This is a genomic window from Enterobacter sp. DSM 30060 (assembly GCF_013375955.1).
GTDB classification, from domain to species: Bacteria; Pseudomonadota; Gammaproteobacteria; order Enterobacterales; family Enterobacteriaceae; genus Enterobacter; species Enterobacter intestinihominis.
On sequence record NZ_CP056118.1, the window covers coordinates 2,310,257 to 2,335,579 of the forward strand.

Consider the following 25,323-nt stretch of genomic DNA (forward strand, 5'->3'; position numbering starts at 1 on the left):
TTAATGCGTTCTGAGTAAATAATTAATTTGCTTATGCACCAGCGCGGTGCGCTTCACTACGCGGGGCGCGACCCAGACAATACTGCTCCCGGCCACTACACCTAAAATTTCCGGTAACTGGTGATAATCCAGAATACGCGCCACCGCGCGGCCATACCCGGCGACGGTATGGATAAGGATAAATTCGCTGTTGTGCTCCACGCTCACCACCATTTCAGAGACCGTACGCGCCGCGTCGGGGGCCGGGCGCAGCTGGGGATTCAGCGAATAAATCTTTAGCCCTTTGGCATTGCGAATTTTTATGACACCAAGCAACTTGAGCAGACGTGAAACGGTGGACTGGCTGATGGTCTCAAAACCACGCTCCTGTAAGTCGCGGCGGATCTCTTCCTGGGAGAGATAGCTCTTTTCCGCGATCAGACGCTGGCAGACCGTTAGCTGTAGTTGCTCTTTGGGAGAGTACTCTTCGTAATCCATCATAGTTCCCATATCAGTTCCCGAAATAACCGGTGGCACCGCACCGATCCGTAGGCCGGATAAGCGCAGCGCCATCCGGCAAATCACAACAAAGCGCCCAGGCTTAACGCCACCATAATCACCACCGTTAAAATCCCCAGCAGCGGCGCGACCCATTTCAGATAACGCACGTAGGGCACGCGGGCGATAGCCAGCCCGCCCATCACGACGGCAGAGGTGGGAGTGATCAGGTTGACGATGCCGGACGCCGACTGGTAAGCCGTAACCACCAGGTCGCGGTTGACGTTAGCGAAATCGGCAAGGGGCGCCATGATCGGCATCGTCAGAACGGCCAGGCCGGACGAAGAAGGCACAAGAAACGACAGCACCACTTCCAGCCAGTACATCACGTTGATGAACGCCACCGTCGACAATCCGGTGACCATTCCCTCGGCGCTGTGCAAAATGGTGTGGGTAATCATGCCCTTATCCATGATCACTACGATACCGCGCGCGATGCCGATTATCAGCGCGACGCCCAGCAAATCTCGCGCGCCGTTGATAAAGGTTGAGGTCAGCTCCTCTTCGCTCATGCGGGCGATCAGCCCGACGATAATGGCACTGGCGAGGAACACCGCCGAAATCTCCGCCATCCACCAGCCCAGCACCGCCACGCCGTAGATCATCACCGCGAAGGCGAGGGCGAAGATCACCAGGATGAGTTTGCGCACCGGGGTAAATTCCAGCGACTGCTCGCCCTTGTTACCGAGAAAGTGGGCGCGATTTTCTTCCTGCTTATCCGCCACGATCGACAGCGACGGATCCTTGCGCACCTTGCGGGCGTAGCGCATTACCCACGCCACGCAGATGATCCAGCCGATCACCAGCAGCGCGATGCGTAGCATGATGCCGTTGGTGAAGGGGATCCCGGCGGCGTTGGCGGCGATCACCGTGGCGAACGGGTTGATGGTGGATCCGAGCGTGCCGATCCCCGCGCCGAGCAGCACGGTAGAAGCCGCAACCACCGGATCGAACCGCGCTGCCAGCATCACCGGCACAAGTAAGGTATAGAAGGGTAGCGACTCTTCGGCCATGCCGTAAATCGTGCCGCCGGCGGCAAACAGCGCCATCAGGATCGGGATCATCCACTCTTCGCGGCCGCGCAGTCGGGTGGTGACGCGCTCGATCCCGGCGTCTATCGCCCCGGTTTTAGTGACGATCCCGAGGAATCCCCCGATGATCAGAATAAACAGCGCCACGTCGATCGCCCCGGCCTGGCCGGACTCCGGATCGTACAGCCCGGCAATCGGCGCCATCAGCACGGAGACGAGCCCCTGCGGGTGCGCTGCCACGTGCGCGTAAGTGCCAGCAACCGGCACTTCTTTGCCGAGCGCCTCGTTCATCGCCATATGGTACTGCCCGGCCGGAACAATCCACGTCAGCACGGCAACCACGGCAATCAGAAAAAAGAGAATGGTATAAGCGGAGGGAAATTTGAACTTGCCCATGATGTTCTCCTGAACCCGGCGCACCCCGCGGCGCGCCGGGCGGTGATTAGTCGCCGAGTGTCGCCACCATGACCGCTTTAATGGTGTGCATGCGGTTCTCTGCTTCGTCGAAGACGATGGAGTTCGGTGATTCAAAGACCTCTTCCGTCACCTCCAGCCCCTTCAGGCCGTACGCCATCTCGATTTCGCGGCCCACTTTGGTATGTTCGTTGTGGAACGCCGGCAGGCAGTGCATGAACTTGACGTTCGGATTACCGGTGGCCTTCATCACGTCCGCATTAATCTGATACGGCTTCATCAGGCTAACGCGCTCGGCCCACGCCTCCTTCGGCTCGCCCATGGAAACCCACACGTCGGTGTAGAGGAAATCGGTGCCCTGCACGCCTTCTTCCACATCGTCGGTGAGGGTGATGCGCGCGCCGGTCTCTTTGGCGATGGCGCGGCACTGCTCAACCAGCCCGGCCTCCGGCCAGAAGGATTTCGGCGCCACAAGGCGGATATCCATCCCCATTTTGGCCGCGCCGACCATCAGCGAATTACCCATGTTGTTGCGCGCGTCGCCGAGGTAAGCAAAGCTCAGCTCCGGCAGGGTTTTGCCCGGAGAGTGCTCCAGCATAGTCATCAGGTCGGCAAGGATTTGCGTCGGGTGGAACTCGTCGGTCAGGCCGTTCCACACCGGCACCCCCGCGTATTCGCCCAGCTCCTCAACGATGGCCTGGCCGTAGCCGCGGTACTCGATGCCGTCATACATGCGGCCCAGCACGCGCGCGGTGTCCTTCATCGACTCTTTGTGGCCAATCTGCGAGCCGCTTGGGCCGAGGTAGGTGACCTGCGCGCCCTGGTCGAACGCGCCCACTTCAAAGGCGCAGCGGGTGCGGGTGGAGGTTTTTTCAAAGATCAGGGCGATGTTTTTCCCGACCAGGGTTTGCTTTTCGCGCCCGGCTTTTTTGGCCGCCTTCAGCTCGATGGCGAGGTCGATCAGGTACTGGATCTCCGCCGGGGTGTAGTCCAGCAGTTTCAGGAAGTTGCGGTTTTTCAGGTTGATGGTCATGGGTAAATCCTTTTTAAAATTAATGTCTAAGACCTTACCCCTCACCCCAGCCCTCTCCCCAAAGGGGAGAGGGTGTAATCGTCCCCTCTCCCCTTTGGGGAGAGGGTTAGGGTGAGGGGAAATGGGTGCTCAGTTACGAATCAACGTGCCTTTCTCGCCTGCCAGGATCTCCGCGCCGTCGGCCAGCGCGCCGATCCCGGCAATGCCGTTGCAGGCCTCAACAAACTCGCGGCAGGCGGCCACTTTCGGCCCCATCGATCCGGCGTCGAACTGCATGCCTCTGAGCAGCTCCGGCGTCACCTGCGCCAGCGGGCGCTGGGTTGGCTTGCCCCAGTCGAGGTACACCGCGTCGGCATCGGTGAGGATCAGCAGGGCATCGGCCTCGATCTGCCGCGCCAGCAGGGCGGCGGAGAGGTCTTTGTCGATCACCGCCTCGATCCCGCGATAGCCGTTGGCGTTTTCCACTACCGGCACGCCACCGCCGCCGTTGCAGATCACCAGGTGGTCGCGCTGAATCAGCGCCGTGATGGCGTCGCTCTCGACGATGCGCTTCGGCTGCGGCGACGGCACCACGCGGCGGAAGTAGCTGCCGTCGGCCTTAAACACCCAGCCTTTTTCCGCAGCCAGCGCTTTCGCCTGGGCTTCGCTGTAGACCGGGCCGATGTACTTGGTCGGGTTGCCGAACGCCGGATCGGCGGCGTCCACTTCCACCTGCGTGAGCAGGACGCTGACCTCGCGCTGGGGCAGATTGTTTTTCAGCGCCTGCTGGAGCATGTAGCCGATCATTCCCTGGCTTTCTGCACCAAGAACGTCCAGCGGGTAGGGGGTGACTTTGTCGTAGGCGCTGTTTTGCAGCGCCAGCAGCCCGACCTGCGGGCCGTTGCCGTGCACCAGCACCACGCGCCATTGCTCCGTTAAGCCTGCGATGGTGCGGGCGGCCTGCTCGATGTTCTGACGCTGGATGTCCGCTTCCAGCGGCTCGCCGCGCTTGAGCAGCGCGTTGCCGCCCAGGGCCACAACCAGAGTGGGTTTTCGTTCCATGATGGCTCCTTTAAATTCCGTCGCGTTCCAGTGGGCAGCTCATGCAGCGTGCGCCGCCGCGACCGCGTCCCAGCTCGTCGCCCGGGATCGGCAGCACGGTGATGCCCGCTTTGTCGTACTTCTCGTTGGTCCAGACGTTGCGCTCGTAGCCGATCACCACGCCCGGACGGATGGTCAGGACGTTGTTAGCGTCGTTCCACTGCTCGCGTTCGGCTTCAAAGGCATCGCCGCCGGTGGTGATCAGGCGCACCTGGTTAATGCCGAGGGCTTTCTCGATGGCGTGCAGCAGGTCGGTTTCCTGAGTGCGCAGCAGGCCGCCGCGTCCGTCCGGGGTGAGCGTCCAGCACTGGGCGTCCTTGCGCACCACTTCCGGGTAAACGGAGAAAGTGTCCACGTCGATGTGGGTCATCACGGTGTCGAGGTGCATGCAGGAGCGATGTTTCGGCAGCTCAACGGCGATCACGCGTTCGGCCTGACGATGTTTAAACAAGCTGTTGGCGAGGAACTCCACGCCCTGAGGCGTCGTGCGCTCAGACATGCCGATCAATACCGCCCCGCGGCCAATCACTAATACGTCGCCGCCTTCCAGGGTGGCGTGGTCGTAATTAATATTCTCGTCGCCGAAATACTTAATAAACTCGCCATCGGCAAATGCGGGGTGCCAGCGATATATTGCGCGCAGATTATTGGTTTCGCGCTGACGGGCCGGTTTCGCCATCGGATTAATGGATACGCCGTTATAAATCCAGCAGGAGGTATCGCGGGTAAATAAGTGGTTCGGCAGCGGCTTCATAATAAAATCATTTGCCGTGTGGGTATCGACCACCATATTTTTAATAGCCGCCGGAATTTCACCGTAGGTTAATCCGCCGCTTAATCGGCGCGCCAGTTCCCGGTGCGGCATATCCGCCAGCCAGCCGCGGACGTCGCCGGCAAAGGCTGGGCCGAGGCGGTAGTCGGAGATTTGTGTTTCAAGAAGCCAGGCTTTTGCTTCGGCAATATCAAGCGTTTGCGTAAGAAGGTCGGTCAACAGCAGGACTTCCACACCCTGCTCGCGCAGCGTGTTTGCGAAGATGTCATGCTCTTCACCCGCCCGTTCAACCGAGAGCACGTCATCAAATAGCAGCTCCTGACAGTTTGAGGGGGTTAACCGTTTCAGACTTAAATTAGGACGGTGCAGCATAACGCTACGCAATTGACCAATTTCAAAACCGACGTAATGCTTTTCCATAATTATTCCTTTAACTTTTTTTCAGAATAAAAAGGGCATGCGCCATGTGATGTGTTTAATTTCATGGCGGCTAAGCTCAATTGATTTCGTGATTTATAGTAGGCGCTTAAATAATGGTTATTGTGACATTGCTCACGCGAAAACCGATATTGAGCAGTTTATTTTCAATTGCATGATTCGTATCAGATAATGATTAATTTCATATTATTAAGGGATGAATAGCTAAGCAGGAACGGGTGGCAATATTTGAAGTTGTTATTATTTTGTAGAATCACACGCTTTGAAATATTTGGTTATGTTGTTGATTTTAATGGATAAAATGTTGTCGCGGGAATAGCTATGCAATAATGATAGTTAACTATTTTTCACTTAAGAGAAATCGATAAATAATTATGGATTTTTAAAGGAAATAACCGAAGTGATAAAGTGTGATGCAACAACAGGTTTTGTGAGTTACGTTTTAAATTCAGCGAGTTAGATAAGTTGCGTAAAGCTTATGAAGTGAGGTTATGCATAACGACTGCATAAATGCCTTTATGTAATTAACAGTGAATTAACACATTTTCCGATAAACATGCGCTGGCGCAAATCTTGTCTAAAAAGGGCTGGTATGGGAGAGGCGATTCTCGTATAAAAGATTAAAATGAAACAATGTTTTGATTTGAGGGTTGTATCATGATTATTGGCAATATTCATCATCTCCAGTCCTGGCTACCAGAAGAGCTGCGCCAGGCCATTGAGCACGTCAAGGCCCACGTCACCAACGCGACGCCGACCGGCAAGCACGACATCAGCGGCAACAGCCTGTTTTATCTGGTATCGGAGGACATGACCCAGCCGTTCGCCGAGCGTCGCGCTGAATACCATGCACGTTACCTGGATATTCAGATTGTGCTGAAGGGGCAGGAAGGGATGACCTTCAGCACCTTGCCGCACGGCACACCGGACACCGACTGGCTGGCGGACAAAGACATCGCGTTCCTGCCTGAAGGCGAGCAGGAGAAAACCGTGGTGCTGAGCGAAGGGGATTTTGTGGTGTTCTGGCCGGGCGAAGTGCATAAGCCGCTGTGCGCGGTGGGGGCGCCGGCGCAGGTGCGTAAGGTTGTGGTGAAGATGCAGGTAGAGTAACCCCTCACCCCGGCCCTCTCCCAAGGGGAGAGGGTGTAAAAGTTCCCTCTCCCCGTGGGAGAGGGGTAGGGTGAGGGCACCAGACCGCACCCTCTAATATGTGATCCAGCTTAAACTTCCCGCACTCCCTCCTCATCTCCCATTTACCTGCGCTTTTTCTCCGTCATAGTATGATCGTTAAATTAATGAACACTGTTCTATAATGTAGAACAAAATGATTCAGCAAGGAGATCACATGCCGCAGTCCGCGTTGTTCACGGGTATCATTCCCCCTGTCTCCACCATTTTTACCGCCGATGGCCAGCTTGATAAGCCGGGCACCGCCGCGCTGATCGACGATCTGATCGCTGCGGGCGTCGACGGCCTGTTCTTCCTGGGCAGCGGCGGCGAGTTCTCCCAGCTCAGCGCCGAAGAGCGTAAAACCATTGCCCGGTTTGCGATCGATCATGTCGATCGTCGTGTGCCGGTCCTGATCGGCACCGGCGGCACCAACGCCCGGGAAACCATTGAGCTGAGCCAGCACGCGCAGCTGGCGGGCGCGGACGGCATCGTGGTGATCAACCCTTACTACTGGAAAGTGTCGGAAGCGAACCTGATCCGCTACTTCGAACAGGTGGCCGACAGCGTCACGCTGCCGGTGATGCTCTATAACTTCCCGGCGCTGACCGGGCAGGATCTGACCCCGGCGCTGGTGAAAACCCTCGCCGACTCGCGCAGTAACATCGTCGGCATCAAAGACACCATCGACTCCGTCGCCCACCTGCGCAGCATGATCCACACCGTTAAAGCCGCCCATCCGCACTTCACCGTGCTGTGCGGCTACGACGATCATCTGTTTAATACCCTGCTGCTCGGCGGCGACGGGGCGATCTCGGCCAGCGGTAACTTTGCTCCGCAGGTGTCGGTAAATCTTCTGAAAGCCTGGCGGGATAAAGACGTGGCGAAAGCGGCTGAGTATCATCAGACCCTGCTGCAAATCCCGCAGATGTATCAGCTGGATACGCCGTTTGTGAACGTCATTAAAGAGGCGATCGTGCTCTGCGGTCGTCCAATTTCTACGCACGTCCTGCCACCAGCCTCGCCGCTGGACGAGCCGCGTAAGGCGCAGCTGAAAAACCTGCTACAACAGCTCAAGCTCTGCTGAGCCGGACGATAACGATGACCATTGAGAAAATTTTCACCCCACAGGACGACGCGTTTTATGCGGTGATCACCCACGCGGCGGGGCCGCAGGGCGCGCTGCCGCTGACTCCGCAGATGCTGATGGAATCCCCCAGCGGCAACCTGTTCGGCATGACGCAGAACGCCGGGATGGGCTGGGACGCCAACAAGCTGACCGGCAAAGAGGTGCTGATTATCGGTACTCAGGGCGGCATCCGCGCTGGAGACGGACGCCCGGTTGCGCTGGGCTACCACACCGGCCACTGGGAAATCGGCATGCAGATGCAGGCGGCGGCGAAGGAGATCACACGCAACGGCGGGATCCCGTTCGCGGCCTTCGTCAGCGATCCGTGTGACGGGCGCTCGCAGGGCACGCACGGCATGTTCGACTCCCTGCCGTATCGTAACGACGCGGCGATCGTGTTTCGTCGTCTTATCCGCTCTCTTCCGACGCGGCGGGCGGTGATCGGCGTGGCAACCTGCGATAAAGGGCTGCCCGCCACCATGATTGCGCTGGCCGCGATGCACGACCTGCCGACCATTCTGGTGCCAGGCGGAGCGACGCTGCCGCCGACAGTGGGGGAAGATGCGGGCAAGGTGCAGACCATCGGCGCGCGCTTCGCCAACCATGAACTCTCCTTGCAGGAGGCCGCCGAGCTGGGCTGTCGCGCCTGCGCGTCGCCGGGCGGCGGGTGTCAGTTCCTCGGCACGGCGGGCACCTCGCAGGTGGTCGCGGAAGCGCTGGGTCTGGCGTTGCCGCACTCCGCGCTGGCCCCGTCCGGACAGGTGGTGTGGCTGGAGATCGCCCGCCAGTCGGCGCGGGCGGTGAGCGAGCTGGATAACCGCGGCATCGCCACGCGCGATATCCTTACCGATAAAGCCATCGAAAACGCGATGGTGATCCACGCGGCGTTCGGCGGCTCCACCAATTTACTACTGCACATTCCGGCCATCGCACACGCGGCGGGCTGCACGATCCCGGACGTTGAACACTGGACGCGCGTCAACCGCAGGGTGCCGCGCCTGGTGAGCGTGCTGCCCAACGGCCCGGACTATCACCCGACCGTGCGTGCGTTCCTCGCGGGCGGCGTGCCGGAGGTGATGCTCCACCTGCGCGATCTCGGCCTGCTGCACCTGGATGCCATGACCGTCACCGGCCAGACGGTGGGCGAGAACCTCGACTGGTGGCAGAGCTCGGAGCGCCGGGCGCGCTTCCGCCAGTGCCTGCGCGAGCAGGACGGCGTGGAGCCGGATGACGTGATCCTGCCGCCGGAAAAAGCAAAAGCGAAAGGGCTGACCTCGACGGTCTGCTTCCCGACGGGCAACATTGCGCCGGAAGGATCGGTGATCAAGGCCACGGCGATCGACCCGTCGGTCGTCGGTGAAGATGGCGTTTACCGCCACACCGGCCAGGTGCGGGTGTTTGTCTCGGAGGCGCAGGCGATCAGGGCCATCAAGCGGGAAGAGATTGAGCAGGGCGATATCATGGTGGTGATCGGCGGTGGACCGTCCGGCACCGGCATGGAGGAGACCTACCAGCTCACCTCCGCGCTCAAACACATCTCGTGGGGCAAAACGGTGTCGTTAATCACCGATGCGCGCTTCTCGGGCGTGTCGACGGGCGCCTGTTTCGGCCACGTGTCGCCGGAGGCGCTGGCGGGCGGGCCGATAGGCAAGCTGCGCGATAACGACATCATTGAGATTGCGGTGGACCGCCTGACATTAACAGGCAGCGTAAACTTTATCGGTACCGCGGACAACCCGCTGACGCCGGAAGAGGGCGCGCGCGAGCTGGCACGGCGGCAGGTGCATCCGGACCTGCACGCTCACGACTTTTTGCCGGACGATACCCGGCTGTGGGCGGCACTGCAGTCGGTGAGCGGCGGCACCTGGAAAGGCTGTATTTATGACACCGATAAAATCATTGAGGTAATTAACGCCGGTAAAAAAGCGCTCGGTATTTAATTATTTTGTGAGAGAAAATCGTCTGCTGAAAATAGTCCGCGGGCGGTTTTTACGTGTCTGTAATTTACTAATTTAAACAATAAGTTGCGATATATCGTTGACGTCACAAAAGCGAAATAACGTAATTCAGAAATAAGATATGACCATTGCTGGTTAATTGAACAGCTCATTACACTCCATTAACACGATGTTGTAATTCAGCACACTACATAAGGGTGTAATTCTGATGACGCAATTAACCATGAAAGACAAAATTGGCTACGGGCTGGGTGACACCGCCTGCGGCTTCGTCTGGCAGGCCACGATGTTCCTGCTGGCCTATTTCTACACCGACGTGTTCGGTCTCTCCGCGGGCATAATGGGGACGCTGTTTTTAGTCTCCCGCGTGCTCGACGCCGTGACCGACCCGCTGATGGGGCTGCTGGTAGACCGCACCCGCACGCGGCATGGCCAGTTTCGCCCGTTCCTGCTGTGGGGCGCCATCCCGTTCGGCATCGTCTGCATGCTGACCTTCTACACGCCGGACTTCTCCGCGCAGGGCAAAATCATCTACGCCTGCGTGACCTATATTCTGCTGACTCTGGTCTATACCTTCGTTAACGTCCCGTACTGCGCCATGCCGGGCGTCATTACCGCCGACCCGAAAGAGCGTCACGCCCTGCAGTCCTGGCGTTTCTTCCTCGCCGCCGCGGGGTCGCTCGCCATCAGCGGCATCGCGCTGCCGCTGGTCAGCATCATTGGCAAAGGCAACGAGCAGGTGGGTTATTTCGGCGCCATGTGCGTGCTGGGGCTGAGCGGCGTGGTGCTGCTCTACGTCTGCTTCTTTACCACCAAAGAGCGCTACACCTTTGAGGTGCAGCCGGGTTCGTCAGTGGCGAAAGACCTTAAGCTGCTGCTGGGCAACAGCCAGTGGCGCATCATGTGTGCCTTCAAGATGATGGCGACCTGCTCCAACGTGGTGCGCGGCGGGGCGACGCTCTACTTCGTGAAATACGTGATGGATCACCCGGAGATGGCGACCCAGTTTTTACTCTACGGCAGCCTTGCCACCATGTTCGGCTCGCTCTGCTCCTCCCGTCTGCTGGGCCGCTTCGACCGCGTTACCGCCTTCAAGTGGATCATCGTCGCTTACTCGCTGATTAGCCTGCTGATTTTCGTCACCCCGGCGGAGCACATCGCGCTGATTTTTGCCCTCAACATTCTGTTCCTGTTCGTCTTTAACACCACCACGCCGCTGCAGTGGCTGATGGCCTCTGACGTGGTGGATTACGAGGAGAGCCGCAGCGGACGCCGCCTCGACGGGCTGGTGTTCTCCACCTACCTGTTCAGCCTGAAGATTGGCCTGGCGATTGGCGGGGCGGTGGTGGGCTGGATCCTGGCGTACGTCAACTACTCCGCCAGCAGCAGCGTGCAGCCGGTCGAGGTGCTGACCACCATCAAAATTCTGTTCTGCGTGGTGCCGGTGGTGCTCTACGCGGGCATGTTCATCATGCTGTCGTTCTACAAGCTCACCGACGCCCGCGTGGAGGCCATCAGCCAGCAGCTGATCAAGCACCGCGCGTCGCAGGGCGAGGCCGTTCCCGACGCTGCGACAGCCGCATCCCATTAACCGGAGGCAACATGGAAATTACTAACCCGATACTCACCGGCTTCAACCCGGACCCGTCCCTGTGCCGTCAGGGCGAGGACTACTACATCGCCACCTCGACCTTCGAGTGGTTCCCGGGCGTGCGCATCTACCACTCCCGCGATCTGAAAAACTGGTCGCTGGTCAGCACCCCGCTGGACCGCGTGTCGATGCTGGACATGAAGGGCAACCCGGACTCCGGCGGCATCTGGGCACCGTGCCTGAGCTACGCCGACGGGAGGTTCTGGCTGCTCTACACCGACGTGAAGATTGTCGACTCGCCGTGGAAAAACGGCCGCAATTTTCTCGTCACCGCGCCGTCCATCGAGGGGCCGTGGAGCGAGCCGATCCCGATGGGCAACGGCGGGTTCGATCCCTCCCTGTTCCACGACGACGATGGCCGCAAATACTACCTCTACCGCCCGTGGGGGCCGCGCCACCACAGCAACCCGCACAACACCATCGTGATGCAGGAGTTTGATCCGCAGACCGGCACGCTCTCGCCCGAGCGCAAAACGCTGTTTACCGGCACGCCGCTCTGCTACACCGAAGGGGCGCATCTTTATCGCCACGCGGGATGGTACTACCTGATGGTTGCCGAGGGCGGCACCAGCTACGAGCACGCCGTCGTGGTGCTGCGCGCAAAAACCATCGACGGGCCGTACGAGCTGCACCCGGACGTGACGATGATGACCAGCTGGCACCTGCCGGAGAACCCGCTGCAAAAGAGCGGCCACGGCTCGCTGCTGCAAACCCACACCGGGGAGTGGTACATGGCCTACCTTACCAGCCGCCCGCTGCGCCTGCCCGGCGTGCCGCTGCTGGCCTCCGGCGGGCGCGGAAACTGCCCGCTGGGGCGCGAGACCGGCATCGCCCGCATTGAATGGCGCGACGGCTGGCCTTACGTGGAAGGCGGCAGGCACGCGCAACTGACCGTGAAAGGCCCGCAGATGGCGGAGCAGCCTGCAGCCGTTCCGGGCATCTGGCGGGACGATTTCGACGCCAGTTCGCTTGACCCGGAACTGCAGACCCTGCGCATTCCGTTCGACAACACCCTCGGCTCGCTTACCGCCCGCCCGGGCTACTTACGGCTCTACGGCAACGACTCGCTCAACTCGACCTTTACCCAGTCGACCGTGGCGCGCCGCTGGCAGCATTTCACCTTCCGGGCCGAGACGCGGATGCAGTTCTCGCCGGTCCACTTCCAGCAGAGCGCGGGGCTGACCTGCTACTACAACAGCAAAAACTGGAGCTACTGCTTTGTGGACTACGAGGAGGGGCAGGGGAGAACCATCAAGGTGATCCAGCTCGACCACAACGTGCCGTCGTGGCCGCTGCACGAGCAGCCGATTCCGGTGCCGGAACAGGCCGAGAGCGTCTGGCTGCGGGTGGACGTGGATAAACTGGTCTACCGCTACAGCTACTCGTTCGACGGCGAGACATGGCATACCGTGCCGATCACGTATGAGGCGTGGAAATTGTCGGACGACTACATCGGCGGGCGCGGCTTCTTTACCGGTGCGTTTGTGGGGCTGCACTGCGAGGACATCAGCGGCGACGGCTGCCACGCGGACTTCGACTACTTCACCTACGAGCCGGCATAGCCCAGTGCGCGTGAGAGCGCGAGCCCGGCCTGCTGAAGCTGCTCGCGGAAATTAGCCAGCTCGGCGTCGTCCACGCGCGAGGTCAAGGTCGACAGGCTCAGGGCGGCAATCACGCGGGATTCGTGGTTCCACACCGGCACCGCCACGCAGCGCACGCCCTGCTCGTTCTCTTCGCTGTCCAGGGCATAGCCCTGCTCGCGGGTCTGCGCCAGAGCGGCCATTAATGCTTCGCGAGAGGCGAGGGTAGCGGGCGTAAAGGTGGTGTACTGATAGCCCTCCAGCAGGGTGTTCAGCTCGGCCTCGCCCAGCCAGGCAATCAACACTTTGCCGATGGCGGTTGCGTGAACCGGCAGGCGGCGGCCGATGCGCGAATAGGCTATGGCGGCCAGCTTGCCTTCAATCTTCTCGATATAGACCCCTTCACGACCGTCCAGGATCCCCAGATGGGTGGTCTGCCCGGTCCGCTGGGACAGCTCCGTCAGCCAGCCTTTCGCCTTCTGGCGAATATCGATCGAGCCCACAACGAAATGACCGCGCTCAACCAGCTTCATGCCGAGGCGATATTTGCCGTTCTCCGGGTTCTGATCGATATAGCCGTGAAGCTGGAGGGTTTTCAGCAGCGAGTGGAGGGTACTCTTACTCAGCCCCATCAGTTTGCTGATGTCGGTGATCTTAAGCTCGGTGGCCTGCTCGTTGAACAGGTCGAGGATCTGCAACGCACGTTCAACAGACTGAATAATCGGCATAATGCTGGCATGTCCACGCTGGAATGAAGGCGAAAACGTACCTTTTTCAGGGTGAAAAATCAATGAAATGGCGCCGGTTTGCTCCCTCTCCCCGTGGGAGAGGGCCGGGGTGAGGGCATCAGGCCGCATCGTTGCCTGATTCGCCCGGCGGCGCTACGCTTGCACGGGCCTACGGGTTGTGTTTTCTCCCTCTCCCTGTGGGAGAGGGACGGGGTGAGGGCACCAGACCGCATCGTCGCCTGATTCGCCCGGCGGCGCTGCGCTTGCACGGGCCTACGGGCTGGGTGTTCTCCCTCTCCCCGTGGGCTGAGGGATCCCCAGTAATTTTTTTATGCAGAAGCAATAAAGTTGCTTTCTAAATGACTGAGGGCTGTCAGCGATGCCCTGGTCCGGCTGTAAATCGCTGAGGCGTTTCCTGCAGGCCGGGGCGAGGCGCAGGGATGCGCCGAGAGGGCGGCTTTACAGGGACGTTGCCTCCGCCCGTACCCGATAAGCCGGAAGGAATAAGCCGAGGGCACCGCGAAGCGGCGATTTACCGCCGGGAGCCCGGGTCGCCAGGGTGGTGGCGACTGAGCCACCCTGGCACGTTCACCGGTCATGTCGTTACAGAGTAGCAAGGAACATAAAGTGAACGGAATGACCACCACCGCCGTATGTTCCCCTCACCCTAACCCTCTCCCCGGAGGGGCGAGGGGATTGCTCAGTGCTCGCATTAATTTGTGGGGAACCCTCTCCCCGTGGGAGAGGGCCGGGGTGAGGGTACCAGACCGCAGAGGAGTCAATCACTCCCCAAGCGTCGCCACCATCACCGCCTTAATCGTATGCATCCGGTTTTCCGCCTGGTCGAACACGATGCTCGCCGCCGACTCAAACACCTCGTCCGTCACTTCCATCCCGCCGTGCAGGTCGAACTCCTTCGCCATCTGCTTGCCGAGCGTGGTCTGGTCGTCATGGAATGCCGGCAGACAGTGCAGGAACTTCACGTTCGGGTTGCCGGTCAGCGCCATCATATTCGCGTTCACCTGATACCCGCGCAGCAGCGCAATCCGCTCCGCCCACTTCTCTTTGGCTTCGCCCATCGACACCCACACGTCGGTATAGATAAAGTCCGCGCCCTTCACGCCCGCCGCCACGTCTTCCGTCAGGGTGATTTTCCCGCCGTGCTTTTCCGCCAGCGCGCTGCACTCTGCCACCAGGCTCTCTTCCGGCCAGCAGGCTTTCGGGGCCACCAGGCGCAGAACCAGCCCCGTCAGCGCCGCCGCTTCCAGCATCGAGTTGCCCATGTTGTTGCGCGCGTCGCCCGCGTAGACCAGCGTCATCTCGTTAAACGCCTTGCCCGGCAGGTGCTCCTGCATGGTCAGCAGATCCGCCAGCAGCTGCGTCGGGTGGAACTCGTTGGTCAGCCCGTTCCACACCGGCACGCCCGCGTACTGCGCCAGCGTTTCGACCACTTCCTGGCCGTGGCCGCGATACTGAATGCCATCGTACATCCGCCCGAGCACGCGTGCGGTATCCTTAATTGACTCTTTATGCCCAATCTGGCTGCCGCTCGGCCCTAAATAGGTAACGCGCGCGCCCTGGTCAAATGCGGCAACTTCGAAAGAGCAACGTGTACGGGTTGAGTCTTTTTCGAAGATGAGCGCGATGTTTTTTCCAGTAAGCTTTTGTACTTCCTTGCCATTTTTTTTATCGGCTTTGAGCTGTGCGGCAAGAGTCAGCAGAGAAGTGAACTGTGCAGGGGTAAAGTCGAGCAATTTCAGAAAGTGTTTCTTGTACAGATCAGACATTTTATCCTCGCATGGCGAACGCCACTTATTGAATTAAAATTCACTTTATATGTGTAATTATTCATTTGCAACCCCGTTTCACAAATCTTTCCAACAAAGGTGGAGGCAAACCCGTCCGTGTGTGAAAATAGAAGTATCTGCCGCACTTTAAAGAGGATTGACCCATGGCAAACCCGGAATTACTGGAAGAGCAACGCGAAGAGACGCGTCTGATTATTGAAGAACTGCTGGAAGACGGTAGCGATCCGGACGCGCTGTACACCATCGAACACCATTTCTCTGCGGACGACTTTGAAGCGCTGGAAAAAATGGCCGTGGAAGCCTTCAAGCTGGGTTACGAAGTGACCGAGCCGGAAGAGCTGGAAGTGGAAGAGGGCGACACCGTCATCTGCTGCGATATCCTGAGCGAAGGCGCGCTGAAGGCGGAGCTGATCGACGCGCAGGTCGAACAGCTGATGAACCTGGCCGAGAAGTTTGAAGTGGAATACGACGGCTGGGGAACCTACTTCGAAGATCCGAACGGTGAAGACGGCGAAGAAGGCGACGACGAAGATTACGTCGACGAAGACGACGACGGCGTGCGTCACTAAGCGTTTCAGGCGGTGGCACGCGCCACCGCTTTTTCAAGGCAGAACCATGGATTACCCGCAGATACTCGCCCCCGTACTCAACTTCCTCCAGTGCCCGACCCCGCAAGCATGGATTGATAAAGCCCGCGACCCGGCGAACCTGCCGTTGCTGCTCACCGACCACATGGTGTGCGAGCTCAAGGCCGCCCAGACTGCGCTATTACTCGTGCGTAAATACGTCGCCGACGAAAGCGGTGCCGACGCGCTGCTCGACTGGTTCAAACCCTACGAACAGTTCACCTTCCGCGACGGCCCGGAGCCGGACTTCATCGCCCTGCACAGGCAGATTGGCAAAAGCGTGATGCCCAAAACCGACGACCCGTGGGGCCAGGCGCTCATCGACAGCATGGTGCTGCTGATTAAAGAGGAGCTGCACCATTTCTGGCAGGTGCGCGAGGCGATGCTGGCCCGCGACATTCCGTACGTTAAAATCACCGCCAGCCGCTATGCCAAAGGGATGCTGAAGGACGTGCGCACCCACGAACCGCTGACGCTGATCGACAAGCTCATCTGCGGCGCCTACATCGAAGCCCGCTCCTGCGAACGCTTCGCCGCGCTGGCCCCGTTCCTCGACGACGACCTGCAGAAGTTCTATCTCTCGCTGCTGCGCTCGGAAGCGCGCCACTATCAGGACTACCTGACGCTGGCTCAGCAGGTGAGCGACGACGATATCTCACCGCGCATAAAGCTTTTTGGCGAAATTGAAGCCACACTTATCTCGACACCGGACAACGAGTTTCGCTTCCACAGCGGCGTGCCGGTGTAAACCGGCATAACTCAAGGATAAGGATGCGAGATGAATAAAACGTGGACCCGTATTGTGATTGTCGTCATTGCGGCTGCCGCCGTGGCGTTCTGGGTGTTTTTCGACAGGCAGCGTGCTCCGGAACGGCAGATGGATAACGCCCTCAACGAGATGCCCGCCTGGCAGGTGATTAAGGAGCAGGAGCCCGCGCTGCATCAGCGCATCCTCGACCAGATGGCCGCCCTGCAAAAAGCGGGCGAGCCGGAGCAGCAGATTATCGACACCATCCAGCCGCAGATCCTGCATCTGCAGATGACGCGCCTGCAAAACGCCCCGGACGCCAACGTGGTGAACTACATGACCATCAATATGGAGCAGACCGCCGCCATACAGAAGGTGAGTGACGACGCCTGCTTCCGCTTCCTCTATCCGATGGTGAAGGGCGGCATCAACCCGATGCGCATGCTGGATAAAGACCTGATGGCGCGGCGCATGCAGGCCGATGCGGACATGATGCGCGCGGCCTACGGCAAAAACCGCCACACCGTGACCCAGGCCGAGCGTGAGGCGGCCGTCGAGGATGTCCGACCGATTATGAAGCAACTTGCCGATCAGTACGGCGAGGACATCCAGCTGCTGCAGATGCCGGAGAAGGCGGCGGGCAAAGAGAAGCTCTCCTGCGATATGGTGCAGGAGATGTGGGCAAAGGTGCTGGCGCTGCCGGAGCAGAAGGCGGCGAGGGTGATTCGGCTGGCGGTGTCTGAGCTGGAGTGACAAAGGCCGCTGGTTTTTTGGACACTTAGCGCGGGTTTAGCGCGTCGTCGCTTGCATGGCGGCGCGCGACAGGTATAATCCACAACGTTTCCGCATCCCCTTCAGTGCCGAAGTGGCGAAATCGGTAGACGCAGTTGATTCAAAATCAACCGTAGAAATACGTGCCGGTTCGAGTCCGGCCTTCGGCACCAAGTCACTGATCAATAACGATTTTTTCCGCAAATCAAGTGGTTAGGGATTTTACACCTGCCTACTTTGCATGTAGAAAATACATCATTTCATCAAGTACAAAAGCCACTGTGAATGTTAATGGCTTTGGTATGTTATCACGCAGTGGCAAGTAGTTACCAGGCTCAACCTTGTACAGCTATTCCCTTTGAAGCCGGAAGACGTGCCGCCGTCTCTAAATCCTATACCAAAAACTTTTAACCGTTCCACACTTAGCGCGGTGCCCCGTTACAGCCTGTCGTGATGACACGCCACGGATAAACGAGCAAATGTTGGGAAGCCTAACCAGATCGGGAAAGGATCTGGCTCTACCGTGGTGTCCACCGTGCCATAAATGAACGGTACTCGATAAGAGAGCGGTTAACTGACAAAACTCCTGATGATACGCCTACGGCGCTTTTGTTGGTGTACCCAACACGGCGCAAAAGGTGATCTATCGTTTAATTTTGGCCCATACATCGATTGGTATTGTAAGTTGTATAGGGCTGGGTCTGCTGGTTCCGATGAACGGATAAAATTGCTAAGATGCTGACCATAAGCCATGAGGCGGAGATAAGTATGAAATCTGTAGAGCTATTTGCCGGGGCTGGCGGTTTAGCTATGGGGTGCGAGATTGCAGGATTTGAGCACCTTGCTGTTGTCGAGTGGGATAAATGGGCTTGCGATACAGTACGCGAAAATCAGAAGAATGGTTTCCCTTTGCTTAACAATTGGAACCTGTTCGAGGGAGATGTTCGAGAGTTTGACTGGTCGCAAATACCAAAAGGTATAGACCTGTTAGCTGGAGGCCCACCTTGCCAGCCATTTTCAATTGGTGGCAAGCACAAAGCTAACTCTGATACCCGAGACATGTTTCCAGCGACAGCGGAAGCGATCAGACAAATACGCCCTAAGGCTTTCATCGTTGAGAATGTCAAAGGGCTGACTCGGGCAACCTTTGCGAGCTATTTCCAGTACATTCAGTTGCAGCTTGAGTTTCCAGAAGTAGCTCCGCGAAATGGCGAAGACTGGAGCGAGCATTTGAAACGCTTGCAGGAAGAAAAAACCAGTGGAAAGAACAAGGGGAGAGGGCTGACGTATAACGTTCTGGCTACGTTAGTCAATGCAGCAGACTACGGCATCCCACAAAAACGTGAGCGTGTCTTCATTGTTGGTTTCCGCGATGATCTTGAAATTGAGTGGTCGTTCCCTAAACCAACTCATAGTTATGATGCACTTGTTTATGATCAGTGGGTTACTGGTGATTATTGGAAGCGACACGGTTTAGAAATGCCAGTTGTTCCAAACCAGATGGTTAGTCGTATCGCAAAATTGCGTAAAAATCCGCCCGATACACTTCCGTGGAAAACAGTTCGAGATGCTATTGCAGATTTGCCTGATCCTGAAACAAAGGCGGCAAATTTGATCAGGAATCATGCGTTCCAGGCGGGGGCGCGAACTTATCCCGGTCATACGGGAAGCCCATTAGATTTACCAGCTAAAACGCTCAAAGCAGGTGCTCATGGTGTTCCTGGGGGCGAGAACATGCTCGTGCGTAATGATGGTTCAGTACGCTATTTTACTGTGCGAGAAAGTGCCAGAATTCAAACGTTTCCCGATAGTTATCGTTTTCATGGGAGCTGGACTGAAACTATGAGGCAGTTGGGTAACGCTGTGCCGGTTCACCTGGCGTATTGTGTTGCCAGCAGTGTAGCGGAAAAGCTGCTGACCTCTGAAATTGGGAACATCCTCAAGCAGGGTGGTAATAATAAAAGGGCTTCTGCATGACAGGAAAGGTCATTCCATTTAATCCACTTGATAAGCAAAATTTAGGTGCCAGTGTTGCGGAAGCCTTGTTGAGCAAAGATGCTCATCCTCTGGAAGAGTTAACCTCATTTCCAGGAGCAGGGATTTACGCGATTTATTACACTGGCGATCATCCTGCTTACAGGCAACTGGCAGAACTGAATCGTGATGGGCAATTTCGATTGCCTATCTATGTGGGTAAAGCCGTACCAGCAGGTGCGAGAATGGGACTTACTAATCCAGATAAGGTTGGAAACGTCCTATTTAGACGCTTGAAAGAGCATGCCGAAAGTCTTCGTGCAGCGGAGAATCTTTCGATTGAAGATTTTTATTGTCGATTTTTGGTTGTTGATGACATCTGGATTCCGTTGGGAGAATCGCTGGTTATCTCTCGCTTTAAACCGATTTGGAATTCATCTATCGATGGTTTTGGCAATCATGATCCAGGTAAGCACCGTTACACTGGCTTACGTCCTCGCTGGGACTTTATGCACCCAGGGAGAGGATGGGCTCAAAATTTACGTGAGCGTGATGAAACTGTAGATGAACTGATTCGTGATTCTGTACAGTATCTTCAGAATTTGCCGCCTTGCCTGGCTCAGAAATTTATTGAAGCTGAAGGCGATTAATCGGTTAAAGATCATCGGGGGCAATTCGCCTCCGATTGTTATTGGTAATAGCGCCAGCGTCAGCACAAGTAAGCGTTTCATGCGCGTGTCCCTCTCTTAATTCCCGTTGAATAATTCGTTCTCAATGCGTCTACTTGGGCTTGAGTGCTCCCTAAGAAGGCGCTGGTTTGCTCCATTACATGAGTCGCTTAACGATGTTTTCGTGACGTACCCAATTCCCACTCCTGGATTCCCTAAATATCAGGGGGCTGGTGGTGGGATAGCGGGGCTGACAAGGCCCCTGAAAAGATTCTGTTAAGCCGTGGCTTGCGCCTCCAGCACTTTGTTAATGGTGGTTCGGGCTGCGCCTGTGAGGCGATGGATCTCGCTCTTTGTCTTACCTGCTGTATGCAATGCACGGATCTGTTCGTGTAGCTTATCGTTCACTGGACGGCCCTTATAAGCGCCCTCAGCTTTTGCCTTGCTGATTCCCTCAGCCTGACGGCGGCGGCGGTCTGTGTAGTCTTTACGGGCGATTGCTGCCAGCATTTCTAACATCATGCCGTTGATAGCTTTCATCATGGATTGCATAAACTCGCCCTTTGCGGCTAACACTACGTGACTGGTTGGCAGGTCGAGAGCCACCACTCGCAAGCCTTTATTATCGATCTGGGTTTTCAGTGTCTCCCAGTCCTCAGCGTTAAGGCGGCTCAGGCGGTCTACTTGCTCCACTAACAGAATGTCACCAGGCGCGGCTATGTCTATCAGGCGCATAAGCTCCGGGCGCTGTAAGCTGGCTCCGCTCACGTTCTCAGTGAAGTATGTGACGTGGCCCAAATCATGAGCGGCGGCGAACTCTGCTAATGCTGCTTTGGCGCGCGTAGCGTCCTGCTCTTTAGTGGAGGCGCGAAGATAGGCATAAACTCGGCTGGTGGTCATCAGGGTAGTCCTTGTGTAGCCTTTGGGTTGTATTATAATTACATGTAGCGTTTAAGTGGTCAAGCGCTATTTAAACTACATTTTTTAGGCCACCTTTATGATGTAGTTATGATGTATACTCAAATGCTACGGTTGTGTGATGGCGTGAGGATTCACGCCATTAAGAGATAGAAGGGGATTATTCTTCAAAAAACTGTTGAACTGCCCAGCCACCGTGACCACCGGGGGTGATGAAGGAAACGAAACCCTTTTCGTCGATGTTCTGGATCTCCACTGTCATAGATTCTTTTAACAGGCGACATTTACCAGAGGTAATGAGGCCCATCATGCCTTGTTGGTCTTTGTCCTGGATGTAACTAATCATCTCGTAAAAATCGGTCAGCTTTTTACAGTTAAATGTACCTTCCTTTAGGGTCGCATTGCCCCTTGAGTTAATGCATAAGCGTTAGAGGCCACTGCTATCAATGTTGTTGCAATTAGAATCTTTTTCATCGTTCCTAACCTGGTTATCAATGTAGATGATAAAGCATACATGCTTGGTTTGAAATGTCACGATTAGAGCGTGGCTGATTAGAGGTCATAACTTGCATCTTTAGATGATGCAAAAAAATCTAAGAGCCTTGTTTGGGCAAAGAGTAAAACAACTTCGCATTGCTTCTGGGTTAAGCCAAGAGGCATTTGCTGATCGTTGCGGTTTCGCTCGTAGCTACATGAGCAGGATTGAGCGAGGGACGTCCAATGCTTCACTTGATGCCATTGAAATACTGGCCCATGCCCTCGAGGTTGATGTATGCCAACTATTCGTATCCGATCAGGTTGTAAAAACTGAGACTGTTAAAGTTCCGTATGCGAAGGACGGCTCTTGCTTCAATCCAGGGCTTGCAAGTAATCGGGATGGGGCTTATGTCGTTGGCGAGGCTGATAACCTACGGAGATTTTTTGTTTTCGAGGAGGCTCTGGAATACCTGCGAAAGATGAAAACAGCGAAATGGAAGCGACCTAATGTAAATGGTAACTGGGGGATTGTTTCTGCGGTTCGCTGGGACTTTCTCGAAATGTAAAAAGCTAAACGAACGTGTAAACGATGGCGTGATCTTCCAGCTTCCACGGAAACCTTGAGTTAACTACAAAGTGATTCCACTGGTAGGAGATTAACTCCGGATCAACCGTCTGACGCGGTTCTTTCACGACTACCAAGCTATGCCCGTCCCGGTAGGCTTCCCACTCATTACGATGGATGTAGTAACCCGGCAACCATTCGATGATTGGCGTGTTAGGAATGACGCGAGGGAAATGGTCTGCGATGTTCTCAGTGCTCCGCGCCTCTGCTTTAAGCTGGTGCTCTTGCTGTATAGCTTCTCCTGCAAGCTGGCGCTCAACTTCGGCTAACCGCTGTGCCTTGCGACCGTTCTGGAAATAATTTACGTATGCTGCGTGGGTACGTCCTGACATGTAATGTCCTCCTATGAAATTTGGATCTTATTTGATGTGCTGGCTGTACGCTGGAGCGCGTCAGGCGGCGTGAATGTGGAAGGAAAGAAGCCCGAAAATCCGGGCGGCGATACCGATCCACGGTATGAGTGATTTCAGATTTTGCTTTTGGGAAGTTGTTAGGCATTTGCCTATCAAAATTTTAAAAATTGATAGTCGGGAAACGCTGGTGCTCCTGTTATTCCCATTTGGAAAATGGTGAAGCTGTATAACAGATCTAAGAATACTTAATAAGTAGCCCTGTTAGCCCTGTAGCCCTGATCAGGCCAGTAGCGGCGCGGGTTTCAAAATGCAGGGCTAAAATCATAGCCCTGTAGCCCTGATCATTTCGTCGGGGTTGGGTAGTATTTATCGACAAACCAGGAAAGGGCGCTCTCCGGAATTTTCCCGCTGCCGTCCTGAGGCGCTCGATACCAAACTGATTTTAACCCTGCTCTGGTGTTCACTCTGGCACTGACATAGCCGTTGTCACGTAACCATTGACTCGCATCCTGTGGTCGTGGGAATGATGGGCAAGCGTCATGAAATGCCTGGAATGCAAACGCCGGATTTTCTCCGGTGAAGATCTCCGCTTCGTTCTGCTCTTCCGTGATGCTGGCTTGTTTCATGCGCTCAAGTGCCAAACTGAACGGTGGGCGATACGGATTGAAGGATTCCAACGGGTAAGCCATTAGCCAGGCGTGTACGGCTTCCAGACCGCCCACGGCGAGCCAATTAGCAAGACGGGCAATAAACTCTGCTGTTTCTTCCCTGTTCGCCCTGTGGCGTATGTAATGGGTGCAGTAATGGCGGCGATCATTCGCCTCCACTTCAATCGGACTCTCACTGTTGCTGAACGTGAAAAACCGGGTGTAAGTGGCTACCTTTCGAGGCTGCTCATACTTCCTGTTAATCTCGATCATCGGTTCAGTCTGGATGCTTTTTAACCGATCTGCCATGTTACGTCTGGCTGGCGGTGGGTCATCAAACAGGATCAGGATTGTACGGGCCATCGCATCATTGTGGACGCCCGTCAGGGTGCCGTAGTTGGAGTAAAGAGTTGTCTGGTGCATCAGGAGCGGCGAGAGGATTTGATTGAACAAAAAACCTTTGCCTGTCCCGGTATCACTCGGCATAACGATGTGCCAGCTTGGGCGCTGTTCCGGGTGCTGGAACATGTGCGCCATGTATGCGCTCACTGTGTCGCGGTCTGCCTGGTCAGGGAAGAGCCTCGCCAGATACTCAAGCCAGAGAGTCAGATCTGCGGCTGGTGTTTTGTCGCTGTGCCAGCGCCTGAACGTATTCAGGGTTCCATTCTGATCGATACCGTATGGCTTCGCCGGGTTGAAATCGTAAACTTTGATGAATGGAATGTGATCCCAAAGAAGGTTTAAATAATCCCGCCGCCACTTTCTACCAGTTGATAAATGGTATTCCCTTTCGAGAATGTCCAGACAGTGATTTGTATTCGTGGGGATGTGGTGGAGGAGTATTTTACCTTGAGCGCTGATAAATGCGTACTTTTCTGCTTGTAAATGGTCAATCAGTGGTCTTATTTGTTGCTTTTCTGTCATCAGTGCCCTCGTTCATAGCATTTCGTAAAGTTTTAATAATGAATGTTGGGCGGCTGTCCTCGCCCTTATTTGCATCAATCCAGCTGAGCACGTCGCGTGCAATAATGAGTTTCAACATTATTTGTTATCCTTAGTTTTGAAGATGTAGCCTTCGGAAAGTAACCACTGATAGAACTGACCAATGGTGATTTTATCTACTGCTTTGTCGAATAGCTCTGGCTTGTTCAGTGGTTCGAGCTTGATTTCTGATTTCTGCATGTCCTGTTGCTGGTGGCTCCAATAGTGCTTTAACCAGGCTAAGGATTGTTGCGGGTTTTTGGTCATCGGTAATACTCCAGGTGGTGAAGTTGGTCAAAGCGGACGGCGTAATACACCGCAAACTGTTTCAAGATAAATCCGAAGTCATCTTCTTTGAGAAAGCCCTTCCTGCGGTCGAGCGCTGCGTCGTATAACTCATCGTACAGATCGCTATGATGACCGAAATAAACTTCCCACAAGAGCGGTGTGAAGTCTTCACGGTAGGCAATGCGAGACAAGATGCGATTGAAATCGCCTTCAATGGCATTCGTTACACGGTTAAGGATTAGGCGGCAATGTCCCGTTCTGTGGTCATGGTCAATAACCGGATCTGTCAGTGGTGAGCCTGTTATGAAGTCCCTCCCGTCCTGCTCGGCGATCATCATTTTCCGATAGTCGCTGGCACTCCTCTGGGCGAGTTTCGCAGGGTTGCGCTTCTGCGCATAAGATTCAAACATGGGAGCCTTTCACGAGGGATGCACGTAGGCGACCAGAGAAGGTGAGAGCCTCGGCTTCTGCTGCTGCTTGCGCGGCTGCTTCTGCATGTTTACGGCGTTCTTCCTCTGCAACCATCTGTTGGTATAGCTCTTCCGCTTGAGCCTCAAGGGAGGCCATTAAAGCTGATTCTGCTGCCTCTGTGAGGGAACGGCGCTCTGTGTCGATTTCCTGCGGCTTTTTGTTCATTACGATACGCATTGCAGGATCACCAATGTTGTAGAATGGCTGGCGGTCAAACTCCGCGATTTCGTACCCATCTTGAATAGCGGTCTGTAGCTTAATCAGCACTACCGGATAAAAATCAGAGATACTGAAAACATCCGTGAGATGGGATTCGATGTAATCAGCTACGTATTGATCACGTTGTATTTTAAACTCGGCTTTTATTTCTCTGGTGAATGCTGCTGGTAGCTTAGGGAAGGTGCGAATAAGTCCGAGATGTGAGATCATCGTGTTGTAACCTGAACCCAG

General features: G+C 56.0%; 26 protein-coding genes and 1 tRNA gene. 12 read left to right on the forward strand and 15 right to left on the reverse strand.

Annotated features, from left to right (window positions below):
• From HWQ15_RS11000 to arcA, 5 genes are all read right to left on the reverse strand, one after another.
• Positions 1 to 480, reverse strand: a complete 480-nt coding sequence (locus HWQ15_RS11000; RefSeq protein ID WP_003863366.1) for an arginine repressor — start codon at positions 478 to 480, stop codon at positions 1 to 3.
• 80 nt (positions 481 to 560) lie between these two features.
• Positions 561 to 1,964, reverse strand: coding sequence for a YfcC family protein (locus tag HWQ15_RS11005; protein WP_003863365.1), 1,404 nt, complete (start codon positions 1,962 to 1,964; stop codon positions 561 to 563).
• A gap of 46 nt (positions 1,965 to 2,010) precedes the next feature.
• The gene (gene argF / locus HWQ15_RS11010; protein ID WP_003863360.1) at positions 2,011 to 3,015 is read right to left on the reverse strand and encodes an ornithine carbamoyltransferase; all 1,005 of its coding nucleotides are present in this window, start codon (positions 3,013 to 3,015) and stop codon (positions 2,011 to 2,013) included.
• Between the two features lie 129 nt (positions 3,016 to 3,144).
• Positions 3,145 to 4,056, reverse strand: coding sequence for a carbamate kinase (arcC, locus tag HWQ15_RS11015; RefSeq protein ID WP_063148824.1), 912 nt, complete (start codon positions 4,054 to 4,056; stop codon positions 3,145 to 3,147).
• A 10-nt stretch (positions 4,057 to 4,066) separates the two neighbouring features.
• Positions 4,067 to 5,287, reverse strand: a complete 1,221-nt coding sequence (arcA, locus tag HWQ15_RS11020) for an arginine deiminase (protein WP_063216117.1) — start codon at positions 5,285 to 5,287, stop codon at positions 4,067 to 4,069.
• 675 nt (positions 5,288 to 5,962) lie between these two features.
• Here arcA and HWQ15_RS11025 point away from each other — a divergent pair.
• From HWQ15_RS11025 to HWQ15_RS11045, 5 genes are all read left to right on the forward strand, one after another.
• The gene (locus tag HWQ15_RS11025) at positions 5,963 to 6,415 is read left to right on the forward strand and encodes a YhcH/YjgK/YiaL family protein (protein ID WP_063148825.1); all 453 of its coding nucleotides are present in this window, start codon (positions 5,963 to 5,965) and stop codon (positions 6,413 to 6,415) included.
• Positions 6,416 to 6,650: 235 nt separating this feature from the next.
• Positions 6,651 to 7,559 (forward strand): 2-keto-3-deoxygluconate aldolase, encoded by a 909-nt coding sequence (gene yagE, locus HWQ15_RS11030; protein WP_058647057.1) that lies wholly within the window; start codon positions 6,651 to 6,653, stop codon positions 7,557 to 7,559.
• 14 nt (positions 7,560 to 7,573) lie between these two features.
• Positions 7,574 to 9,541 carry a xylonate dehydratase YagF gene (gene yagF / locus HWQ15_RS11035; protein WP_063216115.1) on the forward strand — a complete coding sequence of 656 codons (1,968 nt, stop codon included), beginning with the start codon at positions 7,574 to 7,576 and terminating at the stop codon, positions 9,539 to 9,541.
• A gap of 226 nt (positions 9,542 to 9,767) precedes the next feature.
• Positions 9,768 to 11,150, forward strand: a complete 1,383-nt coding sequence (locus tag HWQ15_RS11040) for an MFS transporter (protein ID WP_023299198.1) — start codon at positions 9,768 to 9,770, stop codon at positions 11,148 to 11,150.
• A gap of 11 nt (positions 11,151 to 11,161) precedes the next feature.
• Entirely contained in the window at positions 11,162 to 12,772 is a 1,611-nt protein-coding gene (locus HWQ15_RS11045; protein ID WP_063148827.1) for a glycoside hydrolase family 43 protein, read from the forward strand.
• On the opposite strand, the gene xynR is transcribed toward HWQ15_RS11045, so the two are convergent.
• The 3 genes from xynR to HWQ15_RS23125 form a co-directional block, all read right to left on the reverse strand.
• Positions 12,757 to 13,518, reverse strand: coding sequence for a DNA-binding transcriptional repressor XynR (gene xynR, locus HWQ15_RS11050; RefSeq protein ID WP_038415186.1), 762 nt, complete (start codon positions 13,516 to 13,518; stop codon positions 12,757 to 12,759). The two genes, HWQ15_RS11045 and xynR, sit on opposite strands and share 16 nt — an antisense overlap.
• Positions 13,519 to 14,300: 782 nt before the next feature.
• Positions 14,301 to 15,305 (reverse strand): ornithine carbamoyltransferase, encoded by a 1,005-nt coding sequence (argF, locus tag HWQ15_RS11055; RefSeq protein ID WP_063149633.1) that lies wholly within the window; start codon positions 15,303 to 15,305, stop codon positions 14,301 to 14,303.
• A complete protein-coding gene (locus HWQ15_RS23125; protein ID WP_213083700.1) occupies positions 15,275 to 15,370 on the reverse strand; it encodes a hypothetical protein in 96 nt (31 codons plus the stop codon). The genes argF (HWQ15_RS11055) and HWQ15_RS23125 overlap by 31 nt, the downstream gene beginning before the upstream one ends.
• A 99-nt stretch (positions 15,371 to 15,469) precedes the next feature.
• Between HWQ15_RS23125 and rraB the strand changes: the two genes are divergently transcribed.
• From rraB to HWQ15_RS11085, 6 genes are all read left to right on the forward strand, one after another.
• Complete coding sequence (rraB, locus tag HWQ15_RS11060; RefSeq protein ID WP_017694625.1) at positions 15,470 to 15,895, forward strand: ribonuclease E inhibitor RraB; 426 nt, start codon at positions 15,470 to 15,472, stop codon at positions 15,893 to 15,895.
• Positions 15,896 to 15,941: 46 nt separating this feature from the next.
• Positions 15,942 to 16,700 carry a tRNA isopentenyl-2-thiomethyl-A-37 hydroxylase MiaE gene (gene miaE / locus HWQ15_RS11065; RefSeq protein WP_063149632.1) on the forward strand — a complete coding sequence of 253 codons (759 nt, stop codon included), beginning with the start codon at positions 15,942 to 15,944 and terminating at the stop codon, positions 16,698 to 16,700.
• Between the two features lie 30 nt (positions 16,701 to 16,730).
• Positions 16,731 to 17,453 (forward strand): hypothetical protein, encoded by a 723-nt coding sequence (locus tag HWQ15_RS11070; protein WP_063216463.1) that lies wholly within the window; start codon positions 16,731 to 16,733, stop codon positions 17,451 to 17,453.
• Positions 17,454 to 17,559: 106 nt separating this feature from the next.
• Positions 17,560 to 17,644 (forward strand) — tRNA-Leu (locus tag HWQ15_RS11075).
• Positions 17,645 to 18,239: 595 nt separating this feature from the next.
• On the forward strand, positions 18,240 to 19,448 hold the full coding sequence (locus HWQ15_RS11080) for a DNA cytosine methyltransferase (protein WP_029589718.1): 1,209 nt from the start codon (positions 18,240 to 18,242) through the stop codon (positions 19,446 to 19,448).
• Positions 19,445 to 20,095, forward strand: a complete 651-nt coding sequence (locus HWQ15_RS11085; RefSeq protein WP_071812491.1) for an Eco29kI family restriction endonuclease — start codon at positions 19,445 to 19,447, stop codon at positions 20,093 to 20,095. The genes HWQ15_RS11080 and HWQ15_RS11085 overlap by 4 nt, the downstream gene beginning before the upstream one ends.
• Before the next feature lie 294 nt (positions 20,096 to 20,389).
• Here HWQ15_RS11085 and HWQ15_RS11090 read toward each other — a convergent pair whose 3' ends face one another.
• Together HWQ15_RS11090 and HWQ15_RS23185 are read right to left on the reverse strand one after the other, a co-directional pair.
• Positions 20,390 to 21,013 carry a recombinase family protein gene (locus HWQ15_RS11090; protein WP_049104474.1) on the reverse strand — a complete coding sequence of 208 codons (624 nt, stop codon included), beginning with the start codon at positions 21,011 to 21,013 and terminating at the stop codon, positions 20,390 to 20,392.
• Between the two features lie 178 nt (positions 21,014 to 21,191).
• Complete coding sequence (locus tag HWQ15_RS23185) at positions 21,192 to 21,377, reverse strand: hypothetical protein (protein ID WP_255319055.1); 186 nt, start codon at positions 21,375 to 21,377, stop codon at positions 21,192 to 21,194.
• A 235-nt stretch (positions 21,378 to 21,612) separates the two neighbouring features.
• On the opposite strand from HWQ15_RS23185, the gene HWQ15_RS11100 reads away from it, so the two are divergent.
• Positions 21,613 to 22,074: a helix-turn-helix domain-containing protein gene (locus tag HWQ15_RS11100; RefSeq protein WP_049104489.1), complete on the forward strand. Its 462-nt coding sequence runs from the start codon at positions 21,613 to 21,615 to the stop codon at positions 22,072 to 22,074.
• Between the two features lie 4 nt (positions 22,075 to 22,078).
• On the opposite strand, the gene HWQ15_RS11105 is transcribed toward HWQ15_RS11100, so the two are convergent.
• The 5 genes from HWQ15_RS11105 to HWQ15_RS11125 form a co-directional block, all read right to left on the reverse strand.
• Positions 22,079 to 22,465, reverse strand: coding sequence for a hypothetical protein (locus HWQ15_RS11105; RefSeq protein WP_049104471.1), 387 nt, complete (start codon positions 22,463 to 22,465; stop codon positions 22,079 to 22,081).
• A gap of 362 nt (positions 22,466 to 22,827) precedes the next feature.
• The gene (locus tag HWQ15_RS11110; RefSeq protein WP_049104468.1) at positions 22,828 to 24,057 is read right to left on the reverse strand and encodes a primase-helicase family protein; all 1,230 of its coding nucleotides are present in this window, start codon (positions 24,055 to 24,057) and stop codon (positions 22,828 to 22,830) included.
• Positions 24,058 to 24,174: 117 nt separating this feature from the next.
• On the reverse strand, positions 24,175 to 24,315 hold the full coding sequence (locus tag HWQ15_RS11115) for a hypothetical protein (RefSeq protein ID WP_255319056.1): 141 nt from the start codon (positions 24,313 to 24,315) through the stop codon (positions 24,175 to 24,177).
• A gap of 62 nt (positions 24,316 to 24,377) precedes the next feature.
• Positions 24,378 to 24,812 carry an endonuclease domain-containing protein gene (locus tag HWQ15_RS11120; RefSeq protein ID WP_049104466.1) on the reverse strand — a complete coding sequence of 145 codons (435 nt, stop codon included), beginning with the start codon at positions 24,810 to 24,812 and terminating at the stop codon, positions 24,378 to 24,380.
• Positions 24,805 to 25,302 (reverse strand): hypothetical protein, encoded by a 498-nt coding sequence (locus HWQ15_RS11125; protein WP_176587388.1) that lies wholly within the window; start codon positions 25,300 to 25,302, stop codon positions 24,805 to 24,807. Before HWQ15_RS11125 ends, HWQ15_RS11120 begins: the two co-directional genes overlap by 8 nt.
• Between the last annotated feature and the right edge of the window lie 21 nt (positions 25,303 to 25,323).